This is a genomic window from Streptomyces sp. NPDC051020, assembly GCF_040683105.1.
In the GTDB taxonomy this organism is placed as follows: Bacteria; Actinomycetota; Actinomycetes; order Streptomycetales; family Streptomycetaceae; genus Streptomyces.
In genome coordinates this window covers 42,202-64,664 of record NZ_JBFBCG010000026.1, presented here as the reverse complement: position 1 = coordinate 64,664, position 22,463 = coordinate 42,202, and the positions used below count along the sequence as shown (strand labels likewise).

The 22,463-nt window shown below is 69.5% G+C and carries 20 protein-coding genes; 6 read left to right on the top strand and 14 right to left on the bottom strand.

Features of this window, described 5'->3' with window-relative positions:
• Window positions 1–22: 22 nt before the first annotated feature.
• A complete protein-coding gene (locus AB0N06_RS16600) occupies window positions 23–1,387 on the top strand; it encodes an LCP family protein (RefSeq protein ID WP_366135386.1) in 1,365 nt (454 codons plus the stop codon).
• 70 nt (window positions 1,388–1,457) lie between these two features.
• Here AB0N06_RS16600 and AB0N06_RS16595 read toward each other — a convergent pair whose 3' ends face one another.
• On the bottom strand, window positions 1,458–2,006 hold the full coding sequence (locus tag AB0N06_RS16595; RefSeq protein WP_366135385.1) for an acyl-CoA thioesterase: 549 nt from the start codon (window positions 2,004–2,006) through the stop codon (window positions 1,458–1,460).
• A gap of 120 nt (window positions 2,007–2,126) precedes the next feature.
• Here AB0N06_RS16595 and AB0N06_RS16590 point away from each other — a divergent pair, with 120 nt between their 5' ends.
• On the top strand, window positions 2,127–3,437 hold the full coding sequence (locus AB0N06_RS16590; protein ID WP_366135384.1) for an LCP family protein: 1,311 nt from the start codon (window positions 2,127–2,129) through the stop codon (window positions 3,435–3,437).
• A gap of 304 nt (window positions 3,438–3,741) precedes the next feature.
• Here AB0N06_RS16590 and AB0N06_RS16585 read toward each other — a convergent pair whose 3' ends face one another.
• Entirely contained in the window at window positions 3,742–4,899 is a 1,158-nt protein-coding gene (locus AB0N06_RS16585) for an acyl-CoA dehydrogenase (RefSeq protein WP_366135383.1), read from the bottom strand.
• Between the two features lie 189 nt (window positions 4,900–5,088).
• On the opposite strand from AB0N06_RS16585, the gene AB0N06_RS16580 reads away from it, so the two are divergent.
• Window positions 5,089–6,432: a UDP-glucose/GDP-mannose dehydrogenase family protein gene (locus AB0N06_RS16580; RefSeq protein ID WP_366135416.1), complete on the top strand. Its 1,344-nt coding sequence runs from the start codon at window positions 5,089–5,091 to the stop codon at window positions 6,430–6,432.
• Between the two features lie 199 nt (window positions 6,433–6,631).
• On the opposite strand, the gene AB0N06_RS16575 is transcribed toward AB0N06_RS16580, so the two are convergent.
• From AB0N06_RS16575 to AB0N06_RS16565, 3 genes are read right to left on the bottom strand one after another with little or no spacing between them, the layout of a single operon-like run.
• A complete protein-coding gene (locus AB0N06_RS16575; RefSeq protein WP_366135382.1) occupies window positions 6,632–7,864 on the bottom strand; it encodes a dipeptidase in 1,233 nt (410 codons plus the stop codon).
• Window positions 7,865–7,896: 32 nt separating this feature from the next.
• On the bottom strand, window positions 7,897–8,436 hold the full coding sequence (gene purE / locus AB0N06_RS16570; protein WP_266984915.1) for a 5-(carboxyamino)imidazole ribonucleotide mutase: 540 nt from the start codon (window positions 8,434–8,436) through the stop codon (window positions 7,897–7,899).
• Window positions 8,433–9,638, bottom strand: coding sequence for a 5-(carboxyamino)imidazole ribonucleotide synthase (locus tag AB0N06_RS16565; protein ID WP_366135415.1), 1,206 nt, complete (start codon window positions 9,636–9,638; stop codon window positions 8,433–8,435). Before AB0N06_RS16565 ends, purE begins: the two co-directional genes overlap by 4 nt.
• Before the next feature lie 120 nt (window positions 9,639–9,758).
• Here AB0N06_RS16565 and AB0N06_RS16560 point away from each other — a divergent pair, with 120 nt between their 5' ends.
• Window positions 9,759–10,268 carry a GtrA family protein gene (locus AB0N06_RS16560; RefSeq protein ID WP_366135381.1) on the top strand — a complete coding sequence of 170 codons (510 nt, stop codon included), beginning with the start codon at window positions 9,759–9,761 and terminating at the stop codon, window positions 10,266–10,268.
• A gap of 57 nt (window positions 10,269–10,325) precedes the next feature.
• Here AB0N06_RS16560 and AB0N06_RS16555 read toward each other — a convergent pair whose 3' ends face one another.
• Both AB0N06_RS16555 and AB0N06_RS16550 read right to left on the bottom strand, forming a co-directional pair.
• Entirely contained in the window at window positions 10,326–11,591 is a 1,266-nt protein-coding gene (locus AB0N06_RS16555) for an ATP-binding protein (protein WP_366135380.1), read from the bottom strand.
• Between the two features lie 15 nt (window positions 11,592–11,606).
• A complete protein-coding gene (locus AB0N06_RS16550; protein ID WP_366135379.1) occupies window positions 11,607–12,284 on the bottom strand; it encodes a response regulator transcription factor in 678 nt (225 codons plus the stop codon).
• Window positions 12,285–12,774: 490 nt separating this feature from the next.
• On the opposite strand from AB0N06_RS16550, the gene AB0N06_RS16545 reads away from it, so the two are divergent.
• Window positions 12,775–14,265, top strand: coding sequence for an oligopeptide:H+ symporter (locus tag AB0N06_RS16545; RefSeq protein WP_366135378.1), 1,491 nt, complete (start codon window positions 12,775–12,777; stop codon window positions 14,263–14,265).
• Window positions 14,266–14,345: 80 nt separating this feature from the next.
• Here the strand turns inward: AB0N06_RS16545 and AB0N06_RS16540 are convergent, their stop codons facing one another.
• The 6 genes from AB0N06_RS16540 to AB0N06_RS16515 form a co-directional block, all read right to left on the bottom strand.
• Window positions 14,346–15,716: a hypothetical protein gene (locus AB0N06_RS16540; RefSeq protein WP_366135414.1), complete on the bottom strand. Its 1,371-nt coding sequence runs from the start codon at window positions 15,714–15,716 to the stop codon at window positions 14,346–14,348.
• A 14-nt stretch (window positions 15,717–15,730) separates the two neighbouring features.
• Window positions 15,731–16,858: a hypothetical protein gene (locus AB0N06_RS16535; protein WP_366135376.1), complete on the bottom strand. Its 1,128-nt coding sequence runs from the start codon at window positions 16,856–16,858 to the stop codon at window positions 15,731–15,733.
• A complete protein-coding gene (locus tag AB0N06_RS16530) occupies window positions 16,855–17,844 on the bottom strand; it encodes a hypothetical protein (protein WP_366135375.1) in 990 nt (329 codons plus the stop codon). Before AB0N06_RS16530 ends, AB0N06_RS16535 begins: the two co-directional genes overlap by 4 nt.
• Window positions 17,845–17,914: 70 nt before the next feature.
• Window positions 17,915–18,574, bottom strand: a complete 660-nt coding sequence (locus AB0N06_RS16525; RefSeq protein WP_366135413.1) for a peptidase — start codon at window positions 18,572–18,574, stop codon at window positions 17,915–17,917.
• A 185-nt stretch (window positions 18,575–18,759) separates the two neighbouring features.
• Window positions 18,760–19,263, bottom strand: coding sequence for an ATP-binding protein (locus AB0N06_RS16520; RefSeq protein ID WP_366135374.1), 504 nt, complete (start codon window positions 19,261–19,263; stop codon window positions 18,760–18,762).
• Window positions 19,264–19,499: 236 nt separating this feature from the next.
• Window positions 19,500–19,868 (bottom strand): STAS domain-containing protein, encoded by a 369-nt coding sequence (locus tag AB0N06_RS16515; RefSeq protein ID WP_366135373.1) that lies wholly within the window; start codon window positions 19,866–19,868, stop codon window positions 19,500–19,502.
• Window positions 19,869–20,173: 305 nt separating this feature from the next.
• Here AB0N06_RS16515 and AB0N06_RS16510 point away from each other — a divergent pair, with 305 nt between their 5' ends.
• The gene (locus tag AB0N06_RS16510; RefSeq protein ID WP_366135372.1) at window positions 20,174–21,136 is read left to right on the top strand and encodes an RNA polymerase sigma factor SigF; all 963 of its coding nucleotides are present in this window, start codon (window positions 20,174–20,176) and stop codon (window positions 21,134–21,136) included.
• A 141-nt stretch (window positions 21,137–21,277) separates the two neighbouring features.
• Here AB0N06_RS16510 and hutI read toward each other — a convergent pair whose 3' ends face one another.
• Window positions 21,278–22,450 carry an imidazolonepropionase gene (gene hutI, locus AB0N06_RS16505; protein ID WP_366135371.1) on the bottom strand — a complete coding sequence of 391 codons (1,173 nt, stop codon included), beginning with the start codon at window positions 22,448–22,450 and terminating at the stop codon, window positions 21,278–21,280.
• Window positions 22,451–22,463 lie beyond the last annotated feature (13 nt).

Sequence of the window (22,463 nt, the reverse complement as noted above, 5' to 3'; positions counted from 1 at the left end):
GGACGAGAAGCCCCGCTGGGGCATGCGGGTCGCGACCAGTCTGTCCGTGCTGGTGCTCGGCGCCGGCGGGATCGGTCACGCGGTGGTGACCAATCTGGAGACCGGGATCGACCGCATCGACCCGTTCAAGGACATGAAGAACCGGCCGCGGGCCGGGACCGGCACGAATCTGCTGCTCGTCGGCACCGACGGCCGCAACAGCATCAGCAAGGACGACAGGAAGAAGTACCGGCTGGGCGGTGCTCCCTGCTACTGCACCGACACGATCATGCTGGTGCATCTGTCGGCGGACAAGGAACGCGCGAGCGTCGTCTCCCTTCCGCGCGACAGCTACGCCGAGATCCCGGAACACCGCGACCGGAACACCGGCACCGAGCACGCCGCCCACCCGCTGAAGCTGAACGCCGCCTACGCCGAGGGCGGGCCGAGTCTGACCGTGCGCACCGTCGAGGACATGACCGGTATCAAGATCGACCACTATCTCGAGGTCGACTTCACCAGCTTCATGAAGACGGTCGACACCCTGGGCGGGGTGCAGATCTGCACCGCCCGGCCGATGAAGGACTCGTACACCGGTCTCGATCTCGCCGCGGGCACCCACTGGCTGAACGGCGGGCAGGCGCTCCAGTACGTGCGCTCGCGCCATGTCGACGGGGCCGCGGACCTGGGCCGGATGCAGCGCCAGCAGAGGTTCCTCGCCTCGCTGATCAAGCAGACGACCAGCAGCGGTGTGCTGCTGAACCCGGTGAAGTTCCGGGACATCGCCTCGACGATGCTCCACTCGGTCCGGGCCGACGAGGGGTTCGGCACGGAGCAGATCCTGGAACTCGGCCAGGCGATGCGCGGCTTCACTGCGGCGTCGTCCGAGTTCACCTCCGTACCGGTCAGCGATCCCTCCTATCCGGTCAAGGGCATCGGCTCGACGGTCAAGTGGGATCCGAAGAAGTCGACCAAGCTTTTCCAGGCGCTGCGTGACGACAAGCCCCTCGCGGTGAAGCGGCCGGAGCAGGCGGCTGCGAAGACCGTCGATGTCGCGCCCCAGCAGATTCGGGTCCAGGTCTACAACGGGACCCCGATGGACGGCCTCGGCAGGACGGCCGACGACGCCCTGCGCGCCACCGGGTTCCGTACGACGCGGGCCCCGCTCAACGGGGCACCGCAGGAACTGAAACACACCCTGGTCGAGTACGACCCGAGGTGGGACCGGTCGGCGAAGTCGCTGGCTGCGGCGCTGCCGGGGGCCGAGTTGCGGGCAGTCAAGGGGCAGGGCGCGACGATGAAGGTGACGACGGGAGCGGACTTCGGCAAGGTCGGGCGGGTACGGGCCGAGGACACGCGCCGGGGCGCGTTCGCCGCGGTCACGGGCGACCAGGTGGTGTGCCCGTAGCGATGCGCCCCGTGGGCGGAGCTCCGGGGCGGGGCGTCCTCCCCGGAGGTCCGGGGAGGACGCCCCGCCGTCAGTCCTCGATGCCGTCCGCCGCGCGCTTCTCGCGCAGTTCCTTGATCGCACGGCGCCGGGCCAGCCGGTGCGTGCGCCGGATCTGCGCCTCCTGGTAGCGCCGCTTGTCGCGCTCCGTCTCGGGGATCACCTGCGGTACGGCGCGCGGCTTGCCGTCCCCGTCGACCGCCGCGAACACCAGATACGCGGTGCCGACCTGCTGGGCCGGGGTCGATTCGTTCCACCGCTCGGCCATGACCCGGACGCCGACCTCCATCGAGGAATGGCCGGTCCAGTTCACCTGGGCACGGACGTGAACAAGGTCACCGACGCGTACCGGCTCCAGGAAGACCATCTCGTCCATCGAAGCCGTGACCGCGGGTCCGCCGGAGTGCCGACCGGCCACGGCGCCCGCCGCGTCGTCGACCAGCTTCATGATCACACCGCCGTGCACCGTACCCAGCAGATTGGTGTCACTGCCGGTCATGATGTGGCTGAGGGTGGTCCGGGATGCCGCAGTCGGCTTGCCGGGAATGTCGCCCTCCGGGCGTGGGGCCTGATCTGTCATACCGTCTACCTTATGCGGGGGGACCTGGGCCGCGGGCATTGCATCAGCTTCGCAACAGCCCAGGCCCGATATCTCACACCCCCTGTAATCCCGGCACGCCCGGACTGCACACTGGACCGCATGAGCGACAGGCCCGGTGGATGGACCGACGACGACCGCAACGACCGCTACGGGTGGGGCAGTGACAGCGCCCAGCCCGAGGGCGCCCGCGTCATGCCGCACGTCCAGCGGCGCCCCGCGCCGCCTCAGCAGCGTCCCGCGCCGCCGCAGCAGCGACCGATGGCACCGCGACAGCGTCAGCCCGAGGCACCCCAGTACTCCGGCGGCTATGACGACGGCGCAGGGTACGGCGGCGGTTACAACACGGGACAGGTCTACGGCGGCGGCAACGGCGGTGGCTACGGTCACGGCGGCGGCCGGGGTGACGGCGGTTACGTCCAGGGGAGGCCCGCGCCGGACTGGCGACGCCGGATAAAGATAGGCGCCCTGACCCTCGTGGTCGTGGTGCTGGCCGTCTCCATCGGCACGTACTTCTGGGCCGACTCCAAGCTCAAGCGTGAGGTCGACCTCTCCAAGGTGATCGAGCGACCGCACGAGGGTGACGGCACCAACTATCTGATCGTCGGCTCCGACAGCCGCGCGGGCATGACGTCCGAGGACAAGAAGAGGCTCCACACGGGCTCGGCCGAGGGCAAGCGGACCGACTCGATGATGATCCTGCACGACGGCTCGAACGGCCCGACGCTGGTTTCGCTGCCGCGTGACTCGAACGTCGAGATCCCCTCGTTCAAGGGCTCCGACTCCGGCAAGCTCTACCCGGGCCGTGGCCGCTTCACCAAGCTGAACGCCGCGTACGCCATGGATGGGCCCGAACTGCTCGTCCGCACGGTCGAGTTCAACACCGGGCTGCACATCGACCACTACGTCGAGATCGGCTTCGGCGGCTTCGCCAAGATCGTGGACGCGATCGGCGGGGTGGAGCTCGACATCCCCAAGGCGTTCAAGGACAAGAACTCCGGCGCCGACTTCCAGGCCGGCAAGCAGACCCTCAACGGCGAGCAGTCCCTCGCCTTCGTGCGGACCCGGTACGCCTTCGCGGGCAGCGACCTGGACCGTACGAAGAACCAGCAGAAGTTCCTCGCGGCGCTGGCGAGCCAGACGGCGACGCCGTCCACGATCCTCAACCCGTTCAAGCTGTACCCGACGATGGGCGCCGGTCTCGACACGCTGATCGTCGACAAGGACATGTCGCTGTGGGACCTGGGCAACATGTTCTTCGCGATGAAGGGCGTCACGGGCGGTGACGGCACGTCCATGAACATGCCGATCTCCGGCTCCACGGGCGGGAACCTGGTGTGGGACAAGGCCAAGGTCAAGCAACTGGTGGAGCAGCTCAACAACGACGAGAAGGTCACCGTCTCCGGTAACTGACGGCAGGCGAAGACAGGGCCCGGACGGTTCTCCGTCCGGGCCCCTCTTCATGCGATGCCGTTCATGGACAGGGAAGGTACGCCGCCGAAAGGGGCGCGCCTACGCCCCTCGGCCCGTCACGCCGGCTGACGGGGTTCGGGGCGGACCCTGCCCCTCCCTGTCCGCGGGTTCGAATCCCGCCGGTGCCGCAGCCGAACAGCACCGCACGGCCGCGAGAATTCCTGGCAGCCCTCGGAAACGGCCCCCGGCATGAGGCGAATTCGCCTGACGCCGGGGGCCGTCCCGCACCGCTGAAGCCGAACCGCTACGGCAGGTTCCTTGCCATGACGATCCGCTGGACCTGATTCGTGCCTTCATAAATCTGGGTGATCTTGGCGTCGCGCATCATCCGCTCCACCGGGTAGTCCCGCGTGTAGCCGTAGCCGCCGAGCAGCTGGACCGCGTCCGTGGTGATCTCCATCGCGACGTCGGAGGCGAAGCACTTGGCCGCGGCGCCGAAGAAGGTGAGGTCGCTGTCGAGGCGCTCGGACTTGGCGGCGGCGGAGTAGGTGAGCTGGCGGGCCGCCTCCAGCTTCATCGCCATGTCGGCGAGCATGAACTGGATGCCCTGGAAGTCGGCGATCGGCTTGCCGAACTGCTTGCGCTCCTGGACGTAGCCCTTGGCGTAGTCGAGGGCGCCCTGCGCGATGCCGAGGGCCTGGGCCGCGATCGTGATGCGGGTGTGGTCCAGGGTCTTCATCGCCGTCGCGAAGCCGGTGCCCTCCTCGCCGATCATGCGGTCGGCCGGTATCCGGACGTTGTCGAAGTAGACCTCGCGAGTCGGGGAGCCCTTGATGCCGAGCTTCTTCTCCGGGGCGCCGAAGGAGACGCCCTCGTCCGACTTCTCGACGACGAACGCCGAGATGCCCTTGGAGCGCTTGGTCGGGTCGGTGACGGCCATCACCGTGTAGTACTCGGAGACGCCCGCGTTGGTGATCCAGCGCTTCACGCCGTTGAGGACCCAGAAGTCGCCGTCGCGGACGGCCTTGGTCTTCATGCCGGCGGCGTCGGAGCCCGCGTCGGGCTCGGAGAGGCAGTACGAGAACATCGCGTCGCCCTTGGCGAGCGGGCCCAGGTACTTCTTCTTCAGCGCCTCGGAGCCGGAGAGGATCAGCGGGAGCGAGCCCAGCTTGTTCACGGCCGGGATCAGGGAGGAGGAGGCGCAGACGCGGGCCACCTCCTCGATCACGATCACGGTGGCGAGGGCGTCCGCACCGGCGCCGCCGTACTCCTCGGGGACGTGCACGGCCTGCAACTCGGAGGCGACCAGGGCGTCCAGCGCCTCCTGCGGGAAGCGGGCCTCCTCGTCGACCGCCGCAGCGAACGGGGCGATCTTCGCCTCGGCGAGCGCACGAACCGTCTCGCGGAGCATGTCGTGCTCCTCGGCCGGACGGTACAGGTCGAAATCGGTGGAACCCGCCAAGACTCTCACTCCCCAGGGATGCTAACTACCGTTAAGTAACCGAATTTTAGGTGCCTGGCTCGCAATGGCCTATGCGAGCTGCACGTGAGCTTCGCGACAGGGGTCCCCCCGAGCCCGTAAAACCCGGCCTTCAGAGGCACGACTATGCTCGTTCACCGCATGTCTGTCCGCATCTCTCTGGAGCACTCCATGGCCCTCAGAATCACTGTGATCGGCACCGGCTACCTCGGCGCCACCCACGCCGCGGCCATGGCGGAACTCGGCTTCGAAGTGCTCGGGCTCGATGTCGTGCCCGAGAAGATCGAGATGCTCAGCAGCGGACGGGTCCCGATGTACGAGCCGGGCCTGGAGGAGCTGCTCCACAAGCACGTCGCGGGCATCGAGGGATCCACCGGACGGCTGCGGTTCACCACCTCGTGGGAAGAGGTCGGTGCCTTCGGTGATGTGCACTTCGTCTGCGTGAACACGCCGCAGAAGCACGGCGAGTACGCCTGCGACATGTCGTACGTGGATGCCGCCTTCGAGTCGCTGGCGCCGCAGCTCACCCGGCCCGCCCTGGTCGTCGGCAAGTCGACCGTGCCGGTGGGCTCCGCGGCCCGGCTCGCGGCGCGGCTGGCCGAGCTGGCGCCGGTGGGGACCGATGCGGAGCTGGCCTGGAACCCGGAGTTCCTGCGCGAAGGCTTCGCCGTGAAGGACACCCTGCACCCGGACCGGATCGTCGTCGGGGTGGCGAGCGAGCGGTCCGAGAAGGTGCTGCGCGAGGTGTACGCGGTGCCGGTCGCGGAGGGGTCGCCGTTCGTGGTGACGGACTTCCCGACCGCGGAACTGGTGAAGACCTCGGCGAACTCGTTCCTGGCGACCAAGATCTCGTTCATCAACGCCATGGCGGAGGTCTGCGAGGCCGCCGACGGCGATGTGGCGAAGCTGGCCGAGGCGATCGGGCATGACGAGCGGATCGGAGCCAAGTTCCTGCGGGCCGGGATCGGCTTCGGCGGCGGGTGTCTGCCGAAGGACATCCGGGCCTTCATGGCGCGCGCCGGTGAGCTGGGCGCGGACCAGGCGCTGACCTTCCTCCGTGAGGTCGACTCGATCAACATGCGGCGCCGCGGTCACATGGTGGAGCTGGCCCTGGAGGCCGTGGGCGGGGAGACGTTCCTCGGCAAGCGGGTGGCCGTGCTGGGTGCGACGTTCAAGCCGGACTCCGACGACGTACGCGACTCACCGGCCCTGAACGTGGCCGGGCAGATACACCTCCAGGGCGGCCAGGTCACCGTCTACGACCCGAAGGGCATGGACAACGCCCGGCGGCTCTTCCCGACGCTCGGGTACGCCGAGTCGGCGTTGGACGCGGTGCGCGGCGCGGACGTGGTGCTGCACCTGACGGAGTGGCGCGAGTTCCGCGAGCTGGACCCGGCGGCGCTGGGCGAGGTCGCCGCACACCGGATCATTCTCGACGGCCGCAACGCGCTGGACAGCACGCTGTGGCGCGAGGCGGGCTGGTCGTACCGGGCGATGGGCCGGCCCCGCGCCTGACCCGAGAGGCTGTCCCCTCGCGGGCGACCTGGTCCGCGGCTAAGAGGCCGTTGTCGGAGCGCGGCATCCGCAGCACGTCGTCGGGGACGTTCGACGGGTGGTCGGTGAGCGCGTGGGCCGCACAGTGGGATGGCCGAAGCGGGTGAGTCCGCCCCTGCGTTCGGGGGACGGGAGGAGCGCCCTCCCGTCCCGTGGGACGTCAGGACGCCGGGGCGTCGAATGCCTCGATCGTGGCGTGGGACGGGCCGCGTCGCGCCCGCAGGTCGCGGGCGACGGCCTCGGCGTCGCGCAGCACCCGTACCGCGTTGCGCCAGGTGAGCTTGGCGAGGTCGGCGGCGGACCAGCCGCGGCCCAGCAGTTCCGCGATCAGGTTCGGGTAGCCCGAGACGTCCTCCAGACCTGCGGGGAGGAACGCGGTGCCGTCGTAGTCGCCGCCGATACCGATGTGGTCGATCCCGGCGACCTCACGCATGTGGTCGAGATGGTCGGCGATCGTCGCCACGGTGGCCATCGGGCGCGGGTGGGCGGCCTCGAACTCCGCGTGGATCTTCATGGCCTGCGCGGTGGTGTCGAGGTGGTGCAGACCGTGGTCGCGCATGTTCTGGTCCGCCGCACGGGTCCACTCGACGGCTTCCGGCAGGACGAACTTCGGTACGAAGGTCGCCATGGCGATCCCGCCGTTGGCCGGAAGCTGCGCGAGGACGTCGTCGGGGATGTTGCGCGGGTGGTCGCAGACCGCCCGTGACGAGGAGTGCGAGAACATCACCGGCGCGGTGGAGGTGGCGAGCGCGTCCCGCATCGTCGTGGCCGCCACATGGGAGAGGTCGACCAGCATGCCGGTGCGGTTCATCTCCCGTACCACCTCATGGCCGAACGGCGAGAGACCGCCGACGCCGGGCTCGTCCGTCGCCGAGTCCGCCCACGCGATGTTGTCGTTGTGGGTGAGCGTCATGTAGCGGACACCGAGGGCGTGCAGGGCGCGCAGGGTGCCCAGCGAGTTGTTGATGGAGTGGCCGCCCTCGGCTCCCATCAGGGAGGCGATCCGGCCCTCGGTGCGGGCCGTCTCCATGTCGTCGGCGGTCAGGGCGCGCCGCAGGTCCGCGGGGTAGCGGTCCAGCAGCTCGGTGACCACGTCGATCTGTTCGAGGGTGGCGCTGACAGCGTCCTCGCCCGCCATGTCGGACCGTACGTAGACGGACCAGAACTGCGCGCCGACGCCACCGGCGCGCAGCCGCCCGATGTCGGTGTGGAGATGGGCGGACTGGTCGGTGGCGATGTCGCGGGCGTCCAGGTCGTACCCGACCTGTTCGCGAAGTGCCCAGGGCAGATCGTTGTGACCGTCGACGACCGGGTACTCGGTGAGGAGTTCCGCAGCCTGTGCGAGGTGGTCCCCGGAGTGGTCCGTGATCCGGTCCGTGATCTGATCCGCCATGGTCGCCCGCTTCCGCTCGTTGTCCGCTGTGTCTACTTGCCGAAGCCGAAGGAGTCGCTGCCCTCGACCTTGCTGCGCAGCCGCTTGCCCTTCTCGGTCGCCTGGTCGTTCAGCTCCTGCTGGAACTCCCGCATGCGGGCCAGCAGCTCGCTGTCGTGGGCGGCGAGGATACGGGCGGCGAGCAGACCCGCGTTGCGCGCACCGCCGACCGAGACGGTCGCGACGGGCACACCGGCCGGCATCTGCACGATGGACAGCAGGCTGTCCATGCCGTCCAGGTACTTCAGCGGAACCGGGACGCCGATGACGGGCAGCGGGGTGACCGACGCGAGCATGCCGGGCAGGTGGGCTGCGCCGCCCGCACCCGCGATGATCGCCTTGAGGCCTCGGTCCGCGGCGTTCTCCCCGTACGCGATCATTTCGTGCGGCATGCGGTGGGCGGAGACGACGTCGACCTCGTACGGGATCTCGAACTCGTCGAGGGCCTTGGCCGCTGCTTCCATGACGGGCCAGTCGGAGTCCGAACCCATGACGATGCCGACGACCGGCGCGGCGGAGGCGGGGGAAGTCATTCGGTGATCGTTCCTCGCAGGTAGTCGGCCGCGTGCCGGGCGCGCTCACGCACATCCGCCAGGTCGTCGCCGTAGGTGTTGACGTGTCCGACCTTGCGGCCGGGCTTCACGTCCTTGCCGTACATGTGGATCTTGAGCTGCGGGTCGCGGGCCATGCAGTGCAGGTACGCCTGGTACATGTCCGGGTAGTCGCCGCCCAGGACGTTGCACATGACCGTCCAGGTGGCGCGCGGGCGCGGGTCGCCGAGCGGCAGGTCGAGAACGGCCCGGACGTGGTTGGCGAACTGCGAGGTGATCGCGCCGTCCTGGGTCCAGTGCCCGGAATTGTGCGGGCGCATCGCGAGCTCGTTGACGAGAATGCCGGGGGTCCCGTCGTCATTGCGGGTCTCGAAGAGTTCGACGGCAAGGTGGCCGACGACACCGAGCTCGGCGGCGATCCGCAGGGCCAGCTGCTGGGCCTCGCCGGCGAGCTGCTCGCTCAGCTCGGGGGCCGGGGCGATGACCGTGTCGCAGACACCGTCGACCTGGATCGACTCGACGACCGGGTAGGCGACTGCCTGGCCGTGCGGCGAGCGGACGATGTTGGCCGCCAGCTCCCGTACGAAGTCGACCTTCTCCTCGGCGAGGACCGGGACACCCGCCCGGAACGGGTCCGCCGCGTCCGCCTCGGAGCGGACCACCCAGACGCCCTTGCCGTCGTAGCCGCCGCGGACCGTCTTCAGGACGACGGGGAACCCACCGACCTCGGCCGCGAACGCTGCGGTGTCCGCCGGGTCCGTCACGATGCGGTGGCGGGGGCAGGGCGCGCCGATCTCGCTGAGCTTCGCGCGCATCACCCCCTTGTCCTGGGCGTGCACCAGCGCGTCACGGCCGGGGCGTACGGGAATGCCGTCCGCCTCCAGGGCCCGCAGATGCTCGGTCGGGACGTGCTCGTGATCGAAGGTGAGCACGTCACAACCGCGTGCGAAGGCGCGCAGCGTGTCCAGGTCGCGATAGTCGCCGATGACGACTTCGCTCACCACCTGGGCCGCCGAGTCCTGAGGGGTGTCACTGAGGAGCTTGAATTTGATGCCGAGGGGGATGCCCGCCTCGTGGGTCATACGGGCGAGCTGACCGCCGCCGACCATGCCGACTACCGGGAACGTCACGCCTCCAGAGTATCGGGCGTCCCGGGGGCCGCCGGACGATGCCCCTGGGGGCAGCGGCCGGAGGCTTCGTGTCAGAGGCGCGCCACGCCTCTATGGAAGCTCACAGGAATCTCCCAGGAGGCCTGGATAGCATGGCCGGGTTGACCGAATCCACGGACGGGGCTGAGTCATCACATGAACGAACGGGGCGTACTACGGACCCGGCTGGATGCGCTGGCCCGGGAGGTCGCCAAGTTCGGCGCGGTCGGTGCGATGGGTCTGCTGGTCAATGTGGCGGTGTCCAACCTGCTGTGGCACACCACGGACCTTCAAGTGGTGCGGGCCAGTCTGCTGGCCACGTTCATCGCCATCCTCTTCAACTACGTGGGCTTCCGCTACTGGACGTACCGGGACCGTGACAAGACCGGGCGGACCCGGGAACTGACGCTGTTCCTGCTGTTCAGCGCGGTGGGTGCGGCAATCGAGAACGGTGTGCTGTACGCAGCGACGTACGGGTTCGGGTGGGACGGCCCGGTCCAGAGCAACGTCTTCAAGATCCTCGGAATCGGGATCGCGACGCTGTTCCGGTTCTGGTCCTACCGGAGCTGGGTGTTCAAGGCACTGCCTGCCAAAGACGGTGTAGCCGTGGTGGCACAGGGGCGCGGGGCCGTGGAGCGGGTGCCGGCGGAGCCCGTACGACCTTGAGGCACCGGGGGCGTCCGATTGCCGCTTCGCCCTCGGTCTCGCCTCGGCGGGCCCGGGTCAGCGGACCGGTCGTTCCGGTTCCTCGCGGTTCCGGGCCACCCGGCTCAGGAACAGGGCGAAGACCGCCGGTTGCTGCTGGAGCAGTTCCAGGCGACCGCCGTCCGCCTCGGCCAGGTCACGGGCGACCGCGAGGCCGATTCCCGTCGAGTTGCGGCCGCTGATCGTCCTCTCGAAGATCCTGGCGCCCAGATCGGGCGGGACGCCGAGGCCCTCGTCCGTCACCTCGATGACCGCCTGGTTGCCGGTGACCCGGGTGCGCAGGGCCACCGTGCCACCGCCGTGCATCAGTGAGTTCTCGATCAGTGCGGCCAGCACCTGGGCGACCGCGCCCGGCGTGCCGACGGCCCGCAGGCCCTGTTTGCCGGAGCGGACGATGGCGCGGCCCTCGCCGCGGTAGGCGGGGCGCCACTCCTCGATCTGCTGCTTGACGACCTCGTCGAGGTCGAAGACGACCGCCGAGCCGGTGCGCGGGTCGCGGGCGTTGGTCAGCAGCCGCTCCACCACGTCGGTGAGGCGCTCGACCTGAGTGAGGGCGATGTTCGCCTCCTCTTTCACTATGTCCGGGTCGTCGGTGACGGAGATCTCCTCGATCCGCATGGAGAGCGCGGTCAGCGGCGTGCGGAGCTGGTGGGAGGCATCGGCTGCGAGCCGGCGTTCCGCGGTCAGCATCCGGGCGATCCGTTCGGCGGAGGAGTCGAGGACGTCCGCGACCCGGTCCAGCTCCGGCACCCCGTACCGCTTGTGGCGCGGCCGCGGGTCACCGGAGCCCAGGCGTTCCGCAGTCTCGGCGAGGTCGGTGAGCGGCGAGGTCAGTTTGTTGGCCTGGCGTACGGCGAGGAGCACCGCGGAGACGATCGCGAGCAGCGCCACCGCACCGATGATCAGGAGCGTGCGCCCGACCTCGCGGGTGACGGCGGAGCGGGACTCCTCGACGGTGACCTTCTCGCCCTGCTCCCCCTTCGCCGTACTTCTGATCACACTGCCGGTGGGACGCGTGCCCACCGCGATGGGGGTGCGGCCGGGGATCTCGATCCGGGCGTACCGGCTGGGGTCGACCTGTTCGGCCAGCACCCGGGGATTGATCCGTTCCGCCCCGAGGAGCCGGCCCTCGACCACGCTGATCAGCCGCAGCGCCTCGGAGTCGACACTCTCCTGGGCGCTGTGGCTGATGGTGCGGGTCTCGACGATGACGAGGGAGACGCCGAAGACGGCGATCACCACGAGCACCACGGCAAGCGTGGAGTTGATCAGTCGGCGGCGCATGGCTGTTTCAGTACGTCAGCTCTTCTCGAACCGGAAGCCGACGCCCCGGACGGTGGCGATGTAGCGAGGGTTGGCCGCGTCGTCGCCGAGCTTCTTGCGGAGCCAGGAGATGTGCATGTCGAGCGTCTTCGTGGAGGACCACCAGGTGGTGTCCCAGACCTCGCGCATCAACTGGTCGCGGGTGACGACCCGGCCGGCGTCGCGGACCAGGACCCGCAGCAGGTCGAACTCCTTCGCGGTGAGCTGGAGCTCCTCGTCGCCCATCCAGGCCCGGTGCGATTCGACGTCGATCCGCACCCCGTGCGTGGCGGGCTGCGGGGCCGGTTCGGTGATGCCGCGCCGGAGCAGCGCCCGGACCCGGGCGAGGAGTTCGGCCAGGCGGAACGGCTTGGTGACGTAGTCGTCGGCTCCGGCGTCCAAGCCGACGACGGTGTCCACCTCGTCGGCGCGGGCGGTGAGCACCAGGATCGGCACGGCGTGGCCCTCGGCGCGGAGCCGTCGGGCTACTTCGAGGCCGTCCATCCCGGGCAGGCCCAGGTCGAGCACGACCAGGTCGATACCGCCCTGGAGGCCGGCGTCGAGAGCGGTCGGACCGTCTTCGCGGACCTCGACCTCGTAACCCTCCCGACGCAGGGCGCGAGCCAGCGGCTCCGAGATGGAAGCGTCGTCCTCGGCGAGCAGTACACGGGTCATGGAGTGATGGTAGTCCGCATGGGGCTGCCACCGGGAGGTGATCCACAAGGCCTGTAGGTCTGCGTCCCAATTCGGGGAGCCGCCTTGGAATATACGATTTGGTTGCACCTGAACCTGTGATCCATGTCTCAAGTCCTTCCATATCGACCACCGTGGTGTCGTATGGTGACTCAACGCCTGTTGCACTACTCAAAGACCTTTGGGCAGCTTTAAGCGCCAAGGGTCTCTTTTGTGCACGGGCTGGTACCCACCAGCCCTGACTTCAGTGAATGACCTGTGGCCGGGCCCGGAGCGCAAGGATGTGCGCCGGGCGTGGATCCCGATGCAGCTGGTCCCCGACTCCGGTACCCGCTCCGTACACCGTGCGGAGTCCGGAGCAAATCCCTTCCAGGCGTGAGGGATGGGACATGTGACGCGTCGGTGCCGGCCTCCCCCCACCGGGCGCGTCACGCTCACGAGGCGTCGCGTCCCGAGCAAGCAAGGATCGACCATGGCGTCCAGCCTGACGAAGGACTCCGCCGGCACAGCCGGCTCCGAGAAGACCTTCTTCGGCCACCCCCGCGGCCTGGCCACTCTCTTCATGACCGAGATGTGGGAGCGCTTCAGCTACTACGGCATGAGGGCCCTGCTCCCCCTCTACCTGATCGCTCCCGACGGGCTTCACATGAACCCCGCCACGGCCACGGCGATCTACTCGGTCTACGTGTCGCTGGTGTACCTGCTCGCGATGCCCGGCGGCTGGTTCGGCGACCGTGTCTGGGGCCCCCGCAAGACGGTCGCCGTCGCCGGCACGGTCATCATGATCGGCCATCTCACGCTGGCGCTGCCCTCACAGGGCACCTTCTTCGCCGGTCTCGGACTGGTCGCCATCGGCTCCGGTCTGCTGAAGTCCAACATCTCCACGATGGTCGGCCACCTCTACGACGGACCGGACGACCCGCGCCGCGACGGTGGCTTCACGGTCTTCTACATGGGCATCAACGTGGGCGCCTTCGCCGCCCCGCTGGTCATCGGCACCATCGGTGAGAGCGTCAACTGGCACCTGGGCTTCGCGCTCGCCGCGGTCGGCATGGGGCTGGGCCTCGCTCAGTACCTGTTCGGCACCCGCCACCTGAACGAGCGCAGCCTCGTCGTCCCGAAGCCGCTGTCGGCCGCCGAGCGCGCCGCCACGCTGCGCAAGGGCATGATCTGGCTGGCCGTCGCGGCCGTCTTCTACATCGTGACGGTTGTCACCGGCGTCTACACGCTCAACTGGATCCTGGTCCCGATCACGATCGCGGGTCTGGTCATTCCGGTGATGGTCCTGACGCGCATCAAGCGCGACACGGAGCTCAGCGCCGCCGAGCAGTCGAAGATGTCCGGCTACATCTGGTTCTTCGTCGCCGCCGCCATGTTCTGGATGATCTACGACCAGGGCGGTTCGACCCTGGCGATCTTCGCCGACACCTCGGCCGACAACAGCATCCTCGGGTGGGACTTCCCGGTCTCCTGGTACCAGTCGGTCAACCCGGTCCTGATCATGGCGCTGGCCCCGGTCTTCGCCGCCTTCTGGCTGGCGCTGAACCGGCGTGGCAAGGAGCCGAGCACGATCGTGAAGTTCAGCTCCGGTCTGGTGCTGGTCGGTGCGTCGTTCTTCCTCTTCCTGATGCCGCTGACGATCGCCACGGACGGTCACAAGGCCGCCGCGATGTGGCTGGTCGCGATCTACTTCATGCAGACCGTCGCCGAACTGACGCTGTCCCCGGTCGGTCTCTCCGTCACCACGAAGATGGCTCCGGCCAAGTACGCGAGCCAGATGATGGGTGTCTGGTTCCTGGCCGTCACCGCCGGTGACTGCACCACAGGTCTGCTCTCCATCGCGGGTGTCAGCCTGAACGGCACCGGTATCGTCGCTCTGGAGGCCGCCCTCGCGGCAGCCGCGGGTGTCGCGATCTTCATGTACCGCAACAAGGTCAAGCAGCTCATGGGCGACGTGCACTGAGGCGCTGAAGACTGAAGCACTGAAGGGCCGCTGCACCGGATCGCCGGTGCAGCGGCCCTTCGCGTTTCCGGCGGCTCAGCTCACCGGGTGCCGCGCAGCCTGCGCCACGGGGTGAACGTGAACACGGCGCCGCCCAGCAGGATCGCCGTACCGGCGACCAGGCCGAGTGCGCGCAGAGTGCCGTTGTCCTCGGCCCCGGTCTCGGCCAGTCCGCCTCCGGAGTCCGTACCGCCGCCGGTCGTGGCGCCCCCCGTGCCCGAGCCGCCCACGGCGCCGCCGGGCTGGGACGAGGTGTCCAGCTCCAGGGAGACCGCGACACCGGCGGGCGGGGTGCAGGTCGTCGTCGTGCCGAGCGCCTTCACGGTCAGCACGCCCGGACTGAGGGTGGACCTACCGCTCGCGCCCGGCTTGTACGTACCCGTGAGATCGGGGATCCCGATCGGTGTGCCGGACTTGATGGGCTCCTTGTTGGTGGGGCCCTCGACATGGACCGTGCCCTTGTCGGCTCCGCCGAGCTTGACCTCCATGGAGGGCTTCACCGAATCGGCCGGAATGTCGGCGGGGCTGTCCATGACCGACGTGCTGAACTTCACCGTGAGGTCGAAGCTGCCGCCGTTCTTCTTCGCGTCGATCTTCACCGGGGAGGTGGCGTTCTTGTCGCCGAGCGGGGTCTTGCAGGCGTACGCGACAGACACCTCCTTGCCCTCGAAGTCGGTCTGACCGCTGCCGCCGCCGCTCGACCCGGCGGTGGTGCCGCCGGAGTCAGCGCCTCCGGTGTCCGTTCCGCCGGCCGTCGTTCCCCCTGCCGCCGTCGTGCCGCCCGCTGTCGTGCCGCCCGCCGTCGTGCCGCCCGCCGCGGTGGAGCCGGTGGTCGTGCCACCCGCTGTCGTGCCGGTGGTCGTACCCCCCGCTGTCGTACCGCCGCTGTCCGTGACCTTGATCGTCGCGCCCGGCTGAACGGCCTCCTTCGGGGAGCACTTGGTGTCGGTGGAGATCGGTTTCGACACGTTGATGGTGTACGCGCCCGGCGTCAGCGTGATCTCACCGGCCTTCTCCAGCTTCAGCGTGCCCTTCATGTCGGGCAGCACCATGGCGCTGTTCCTGGGGATCGGCGGGTTCTGCCGTGGCCCTTCCATCTGCAGCGTTCCCGTGGCCGCACCGCCGACCTCGATGGTGCCGGTCGGCTTGACCGTGTCCTTCTCCAGGTCCAGGACGTCGGGGTTCCTGGAAGCGGCCTGGACCGTCTTCCACACCACCTCGACGCTGTCCCCGACCTTTGCCTCGGCGGGTGCGGTCAGCTGCACCTCGGTCGTGCCCTGCACAGGAGGCAGTCCGGAGATGGACGGCGGTATGCACTCCGTCTTGTACGAGACGTCGGCAGCCAGGGCTGGGCTCGCGGCCAGCAGGATCCCCGCGCCGCCGAGCATCAGCGCGACTCCGGCCGCGCGCATCCTCCGTTGCGTGCTCACGAATGTCCCTTCGTCGTGGGTCTGTTCTCTGACGGTGCGGAATCCGGTGTGAACCACGGCAGCGCGGCCGTGGAGGTCGCGCCCGGGGCAGGCCCTGCCGTGGACGCTGTCGAGGGGGTTGCCGGGGTGCGCGGTCCCCGGCGCAGCCTCGGGAGCTTCGCCGCCACGCCGGCCGGCAGCGGATGGCGATGACGACCGGCGCGGGCCGGGGCGTATGCGGCGCGGGGCCGCACCTTGTCGACGATCGCCATGCCGATACGGAACACCGCGGCCGGTACGACGACGCAGAGCAGGATCCAGAAGAGCGTGACGCCCCAGGGACGGCCCACCCCCCACGGCTGTTCGGCCAGCGTTTTCGTCCCGTACCGCAGGGAGATCCGGTAGTCGCCGTGGGCGCCCGCCGTCAGTTCGACCGGCAGTTCGATCTGTGCCTTGCGGCCGGGCGCGATGGTGCCGCGCCACTGCCGCTCCTCCCACTGCGGGGCGAAGACGCCGTGCGCGGTGCCGACCCGGAAGACCGGGTCCTTGACCGGCGCCGAGCCGAGGTTGCCCACGGTGAAGACGAGTTGCCGGGAGGGCGGGGCGCCGAACCAGGTGAGGATTCCGCTGTCGCCCTCCAGCCGGGTGGTGGCGAGGACCGCGAGCTTTCCGCCGTCCGTCTGTTCCGGCAGCGGGGCGACGGGGTGTCCGGCGACGACGAACCCGGCGTCGGCGGCTGCCTGTTCCCCGGTGACCGTCGCGACATGCACCACGCAGGGGCACGGCTTGGGCGGTTCGGAGACCGGCATCTTCTTGCTGAAGGCACCCTTGGCGTCGGTGGTGACGGCGCGTCCGTCGGCGTTGGCACAGGAGTTGGTGCCGCCGATGACGCCCGTGGCGGGCGCGGACTGCCCGCAGATCAGCATCATCAACAGGGTGTTCGGCCGCCATCCGGTGCCCTTGACGGTCATGTCGCCGCCCTTGCCCGCCTGCTTCTCGGAGAGGGTGACTGCGGGCTTTCCGTCCGCCGCGCGGGCGCCGGGCGCGGGCAGGAGCAGCAGGGCGGGCAGCAGCGCGACGAGTAACGCGGCGGCCCACTGGTGGCTGCCACGCCGGAGGGACGCCGGTCCGGTCTGTCGTCTCACGATTCCGCTCCCGCCTTCACCACGTGCCTTCTCTCTGCCGGGGTTCGAGCTGCGTCGCCATGGTCCGGGCCGTCGTCGCCCGGTGGCCGGCGCCGGAGCCGGTACGCGTAGGCGCCTGCGGCGGCCGCGGCCAGAACCAGCAGGGCGCCGCCGGTCACCGGCGCCCAGGGGACGAAGACCGCCGGGGCGGTCGCCTCGCTGTGCGCTCCGCCCGCGGCGGTGACGCGGAGCCGGACGGTGGCGGAATCGAGGGCGGGGGCGTCCCGCCACGGTTCGGTGAGTCTCACCCGCTGTCCGGGCAGCAGGTCCACCGGCAGGTTCCGCGCCTCGCGCCGCAGCAGGGTGCCGAAGACCCCGTCCGCGCTGACGGCGAGGCGTGGGGCGAGGGCCGCGTTGCCCCGGTTGACCAGGGTGTAGTGGATGGTCCGCCCGGACACGCTGACCTCCTCGACGGTCAGCGCGGTCAGCGTGGGCCCGCTGACCCGCAGATGGACGCGTACGCCCACCGAGCGCCCGGAGCTCTCGGCGACGATCGCCCCCGGGTGGTCGCCCGGCGACGCACCTGCCGGGACAGTGACGGAGAACGGCACGTCGGCGCGGGTACGGGCGGGCACGGTCACGCGGTCCGCGGCGAGCCGCAGCCAGGCGCCGGTCCCGGTGGAGTCGTTCGTTCCGCGTGCGGCGGAGTCACCGCCCTCGGCGTTGTACGCATCCGCCCCGCGCAGTCGCACGGTGACCGGGGCGGTGCCCGGGTTGGTGACGGAGAGTCGGTCCTGCAGCACAGTGCCGGGCAGTCCCTCCAGATAGAAGTACGGTCTGCCGCCGTCCCCGCCGCTCCGCGTCCCACCGCCCGCCGCGGGCCGCGCCGCCCAATCGGCGCCGCTCCGGTCGGCGGCAGTTGCCGGGGTCGCGGAGAAGGCGCAGGCACAAGCACACAGCAGCGCTGCGAGAACGGCTCGGGCGGCGTGACCGGTCAACGGCGGCATAGGGGCAGGCTCCCTGGTGCGTACAGAACGGGCGTGTACGTACGGACGGTGCGCGGCGGCTCCGTGGAGCTCAGACCGCGGCCCGCTGTCCGCGCCGGGTCAGCCACAGCACCCCGGCCGCACCGGTCAGCAGTACCGTGCCGCCGAGCGTCCCGAGCGCCATCGCCGAGTCGAGCGGTCCGGTCTTCGGCAGGGTGGTCTCCGGGGTGTCCTTCGAGCCGCCCGCCGCCGTCACATCGAGTTCGAGCGACGGCTTCGGACTGTTGCCCGGAGTGCAGGTCGTGGTCGTACCGAGCGCCTTGATGGTGAGCACTCCGGCGGTGAAGCCGACCTTGCCGCCCTTCTTCGGGGTGTACGTACCCGACAGGTCGCTGATCTTGATCGGGGTGTTCGCGGGGATCGCCTCGGCGTTCGCCGGTCCCGAGACCTGGACCTGACCCGATTCGGCGCCACTCAGCCGGATGACCGCGCTGGGCTTCATGGCGCCCTTGCCCAGCTCGACGGGGCTGGACGAGACGCCCTTCTGGAAGGACATCGTGAGCGTGTAACTGCTGCCGCTCTTCACGCCCTTGATGTCGATGGGCGACACCGCGTTCTTGTCGCCGATCGGCGTCTTGCACTTGTAGTCGACGTCCACGACCGTGGCGTGGGCGGCGGGCGCGGCCAGCAGCACCACCGAGCCGGCCAGCGCGGACGCCAGCGCGAGAGCTGTTCGCTTCGGGTACGGCACCTCAGTTCCCCTCATGCCGGAAGTCGCCGCGCGCCGCATCGCTCCGACGCAAGTTACTGACGACACATCAGATTGGGCGCTCAAGGTACGCCTGGGGCCGTATGGAGGGAAGACAAAGAGCGCGCCGATCCGGCGCGCTCTTCGGGGCAAGAAGGGGGCCACACGGCCCGACGGTTGGGTGGTGACTACGCGGGACCGGCCAGCTCCGCCCATACGGTCTTGCCGGGCTCGCCCGACACCCGCTGGACACCCCAGTCCAGACAGAGCCGCTGCACGATGAACATGCCGTGTCCGCCGGGCCGGCCCGCCCGGTGCGGGGTGCGCGGCGCGGGCTGTCCCGCACCGCCATCGACGACCTCCACCCGCAGCACCTTCGAGGTGCAGGCGATGCGAAGCTCCTCGGGTCCTTCCGCGTGCAGGCAGGCGTTCGTGACCAGTTCGGAGACGACCAGCAGGACGTCCTCGGCGGCTGCGCGCCGGTCGGCGCTCGACGCGGGGAGCCAGCCCCAGTCGCGGAGCGCCTGACGGGCGAAATCGCGGGCTGTCGGGACGATGCCGCTGACCCCCCGCAGGGGCAGCGTGCGCCACCGCCGGTCGACGGGCCCGGAGGAGGCTGCGTCGGCGCCGTCGCCCGCGCCCTCCGACTCCCGGCCGAGGTCGCCCGGCGGATGCTGCCGGGTGGTGCTCATCAGCGCTTCACCTCACCGATTCACCATGTCGCCATTGAACAGTTACAAATACAGATACGGCCGCAGCTGCCGATACGGATACCGGCCGCATACAGAGTGTGCGGGCCACCCGGGTCACGAGAGGTTCGCCGGGATGTCTCCTGCCCCGCCGTATCGTGACAACACCCACTTCGCCCATGCGGAATGCGTGAGGCAGGCGACACCCGGGACGGGTGAGGCTGCGCTCCGGGCCACGATCAGGTGTCCAGCGCCGATTCGAGGGAGTCATGGACGGTGAAGACCGCCTCGGCCCCGGTGATCTCGAAGACCCTCGCCACCATCGGCAGCATTCCGGCCAAATGGACCCCTCCCCCGGCCGCCTCCGCCTTGAGGCGGGCACCGAGCAGCACATTGAGCCCGGTGGAATCACAGAATTCGAGTCGCGAACAGTCGACCACCAGGCGGGTCCGCCCTTGCTCGACCGCACCCTCGAGGGGTTCGCGGAGCAGATCGGCGGTGTGGTGATCCAACTCACCCACCGGCGTCACTACCTCACTGCGCCCCTCGGTCCGGACCTCGACCTGAAGTCGACCCCGGTTCGCACTGCCGACCGTCTGGCGGTCCATGCCCGTCCCTCTTCGCCGTTCGTCACTGCCTGCGTCACCGTGTGCGTCACCCTCTGCGATGGCGCGTGCGGTTGCGTGTGTAGCTGTCGCTGACGTTCGTAAAACACTACGCGTTCCGTGCGGCACACGGTAGCCGAAGACCCCAACAAACCGGACATATAGCCTCAATTGGCGGTTGTATCCGCACGTCAGGACCAGGTAAGGGTAGAGGGACACCCGAAACACGACCGGCTTTGGAGGCGCCGCTTCACCGCAGGAACACGCATGGCATCGGCAGCCATATGCCGAGAACGATGGAGGAGACCATGTCACCCCGGCTCGACGAACCGCGTACCCACGTCGCGACGTCAGCATGTCCTCAGGGACTGACCGAATCAGACTCCCCTGCCGCGGTCGCCGTACCCGCTCCGCGCCGCAGCACCAGCAGCATCAGCGACATCAGCAGCGCCAAGGGCAGCGACGGTCTCGAAGGACTCCCCGAGATCCCGCCGTACGACGAAGTGGGCGCAACGGACGCCAGAGCACTGTCGAAGACACTCTTCGCGCGGCTCGAATCCCTCGAAGAGGGCACCCACGAGTACGCGTACGTGCGCAACACACTCGTCGAACTGAACCTGGCCCTGGTCAAGTTCGCCGCCTCACGGTTCCGCTCCCGCAGCGAACCGATGGAGGACATCATCCAGGTCGGCACCATCGGCCTGATCAAGGCGATCGACCGGTTCGAGCTGAGCCGGGGCGTCGAGTTCCCGACCTTCGCGATGCCGACCGTCATCGGCGAGATCAAGCGATTCTTCCGCGACACCAGTTGGTCCGTGCGCGTCCCGCGCCGGCTGCAGGAGCTGCGGCTCGACCTGGCCAAGGCGGGCGACGAACTCGCCCAGCAGCTCGACCGGGCGCCCACCGTGAGCGAACTCGCCGACCGCCTCGGACTCACCGACGACGAGGTCGTCGAAGGCATGGCCGCGAGCAACGCGTACACCGCGAGTTCGCTCGACGCCAAGGCCGAGCAGGACGAGACCGAGAGCGCGCTGGCGGACCGGATCGGCTACGAGGACCACGGACTCGAAGGCATCGAGTACGTCGAGTCCCTGAAGCCGCTGATCGCCTCGCTGCCCGGTCGCGACCGGAAGATCCTCTCGCTCCGCTTCGTCGCCAATATGACGCAGTCGGAGATCGGCGACGAACTCGGCATCTCCCAGATGCATGTCTCGCGGCTGCTCTCCCGGACGCTGGTCAAGCTCAGGAAGGGCCTGACAGTGGAGGAATGATCCGGCCTCCTGGAGAAGCTCACCCGCGCCCTCGCGGGACCACGTGCGGAAGGACCTGCCCCGGCAAAGGGCAGGTCCTTCCGCATGGTTGACGGGCTCTGTCGGGTTCTTCCGGTTTGGGGGCGCGGCCGGAGATATCGCTCAGAGGACGCGCTCGCCGCGCTGCCGGACCGCCTGGACCAGGGGGACGCCCGGCCGGTAGGCGAGGTGGACATGGCTGGGGGCGTCGAGGAGGACCAGGTCCGCGCGGGCGCCCGGGGAGATGCGGCCGATGTCCGTGCGGCGCAGGGCCGCCGCGCCGCCCGCGGTGGCGGACCAGAGGGCCTCGTCCGGAGTCATGCCCATGTCGCGTACGGCCAGGGCGATACAGAAGGGCATGGACGAGGTGAACGACGAGCCTGGGTTGCAGTCCGTGGACAGCGCGACGGTGGCGCCCGCGTCGAGGAGGCGGCGGGCGTCGGGCCAGTTCGCGCGGGTGGAGAACTCGGCGCCGGGGAGGAGTGTGGCGACGGTGTTGCCCTGGGCGAGGGCGTCGACGTCCGCGTCGGTGAGGTGCGTGCAGTGGTCGGCGGAGGCGGCGTCCAGCTCGACGGCGAGCTGGACGCCGGGGCCGTGGGTGAGCTGGTTGGCGTGGACCCGGGGGTGCAGGCCCTTGGCCATGCCCGCGGTCAGGATCGCGCGGGCCTGGTCGCCGTCGAACGCACCCTTCTCGCAGAACACGTCGACCCAACGGGCGTACGGGGCACAGGCGTCGAGCATCGGCCCGGTGACCAGGTCGACGTACCCGGCGGGATCGTCGGCGTAGTCCGGGGGGACGACGTGGGCGCCGAGGTAGGTGACCTCGTCGGTGTGGCGGGCGGCGATGCGCAGGGCGCGGGCCTCGTCCTCGACAGTGAGCCCGTAGCCGGACTTGGTCTCGAACGTGGTGGTGCCCTGGCGGAGCGCCTCGGCGAGATAGCGGACGACGTTGGCGTCCAGCTCGTCGTCGGTGGCGGCGCGGGTGGCGGCGACCGTGGTGCGGATACCGCCCGCGGAGTAGGGGCGGCCGGACATCCGGGCGTTGAACTCCTCGGTGCGGTCGCCCGCGAAGAGGAGGTGGGAGTGGGAGTCGACGAATCCCGGGATCACCGCGCGGCCGCCCGCGTCGATGGCGTTGTCAGTGGCGGGTGCTTTGCTTGATTCACCGGTCCAGACGACTCGGTCGCCCTCGATGACGACGGCCGCGTCCAGGATCAGGCCCAGGGGGGAACCGTCACCGAGGGAGGGGTCGTTGGTGACCAGACTGGCGATGTTGGTGATGGCGGTCGTCGTCATCGGGGGACTGCTC

Coding starts and splice junctions, on each gene's coding strand:
- AB0N06_RS16555 (WP_366135380.1), bottom strand. CDS start 11,591: ATGCGCCGCCGACTGATCAACTCCACGCTTGCCGTGGTGCTCGTGGTG.
- AB0N06_RS16510 (WP_366135372.1), top strand. CDS start 20,174: ATGTCACCCCGGCTCGACGAACCGCGTACCCACGTCGCGACGTCAGCA.
- AB0N06_RS16540 (WP_366135414.1), bottom strand. CDS start 15,716: ATGCGCGCGGCCGGAGTCGCGCTGATGCTCGGCGGCGCGGGGATCCTG.
- AB0N06_RS16520 (WP_366135374.1), bottom strand. CDS start 19,263: ATGAGCACCACCCGGCAGCATCCGCCGGGCGACCTCGGCCGGGAGTCG.
- AB0N06_RS16550 (WP_366135379.1), bottom strand. CDS start 12,284: ATGACCCGTGTACTGCTCGCCGAGGACGACGCTTCCATCTCGGAGCCG.
- AB0N06_RS16560 (WP_366135381.1), top strand. CDS start 9,759: ATGAACGAACGGGGCGTACTACGGACCCGGCTGGATGCGCTGGCCCGG.
- AB0N06_RS16590 (WP_366135384.1), top strand. CDS start 2,127: ATGAGCGACAGGCCCGGTGGATGGACCGACGACGACCGCAACGACCGC.
- purE (WP_266984915.1), bottom strand. CDS start 8,436: ATGACTTCCCCCGCCTCCGCCGCGCCGGTCGTCGGCATCGTCATGGGT.
- AB0N06_RS16600 (WP_366135386.1), top strand. CDS start 23: ATGCGGGTCGCGACCAGTCTGTCCGTGCTGGTGCTCGGCGCCGGCGGG.
- AB0N06_RS16580 (WP_366135416.1), top strand. CDS start 5,089: ATGGCCCTCAGAATCACTGTGATCGGCACCGGCTACCTCGGCGCCACC.
- AB0N06_RS16575 (WP_366135382.1), bottom strand. CDS start 7,864: ATGGCGGATCAGATCACGGACCGGATCACGGACCACTCCGGGGACCAC.
- hutI (WP_366135371.1), bottom strand. CDS start 22,450: ATGACGACGACCGCCATCACCAACATCGCCAGTCTGGTCACCAACGAC.
- AB0N06_RS16515 (WP_366135373.1), bottom strand. CDS start 19,868: ATGGACCGCCAGACGGTCGGCAGTGCGAACCGGGGTCGACTTCAGGTC.
- AB0N06_RS16595 (WP_366135385.1), bottom strand. CDS start 2,006: ATGACAGATCAGGCCCCACGCCCGGAGGGCGACATTCCCGGCAAGCCG.
- AB0N06_RS16545 (WP_366135378.1), top strand. CDS start 12,775: ATGGCGTCCAGCCTGACGAAGGACTCCGCCGGCACAGCCGGCTCCGAG.
- AB0N06_RS16530 (WP_366135375.1), bottom strand. CDS start 17,844: ATGCCGCCGTTGACCGGTCACGCCGCCCGAGCCGTTCTCGCAGCGCTG.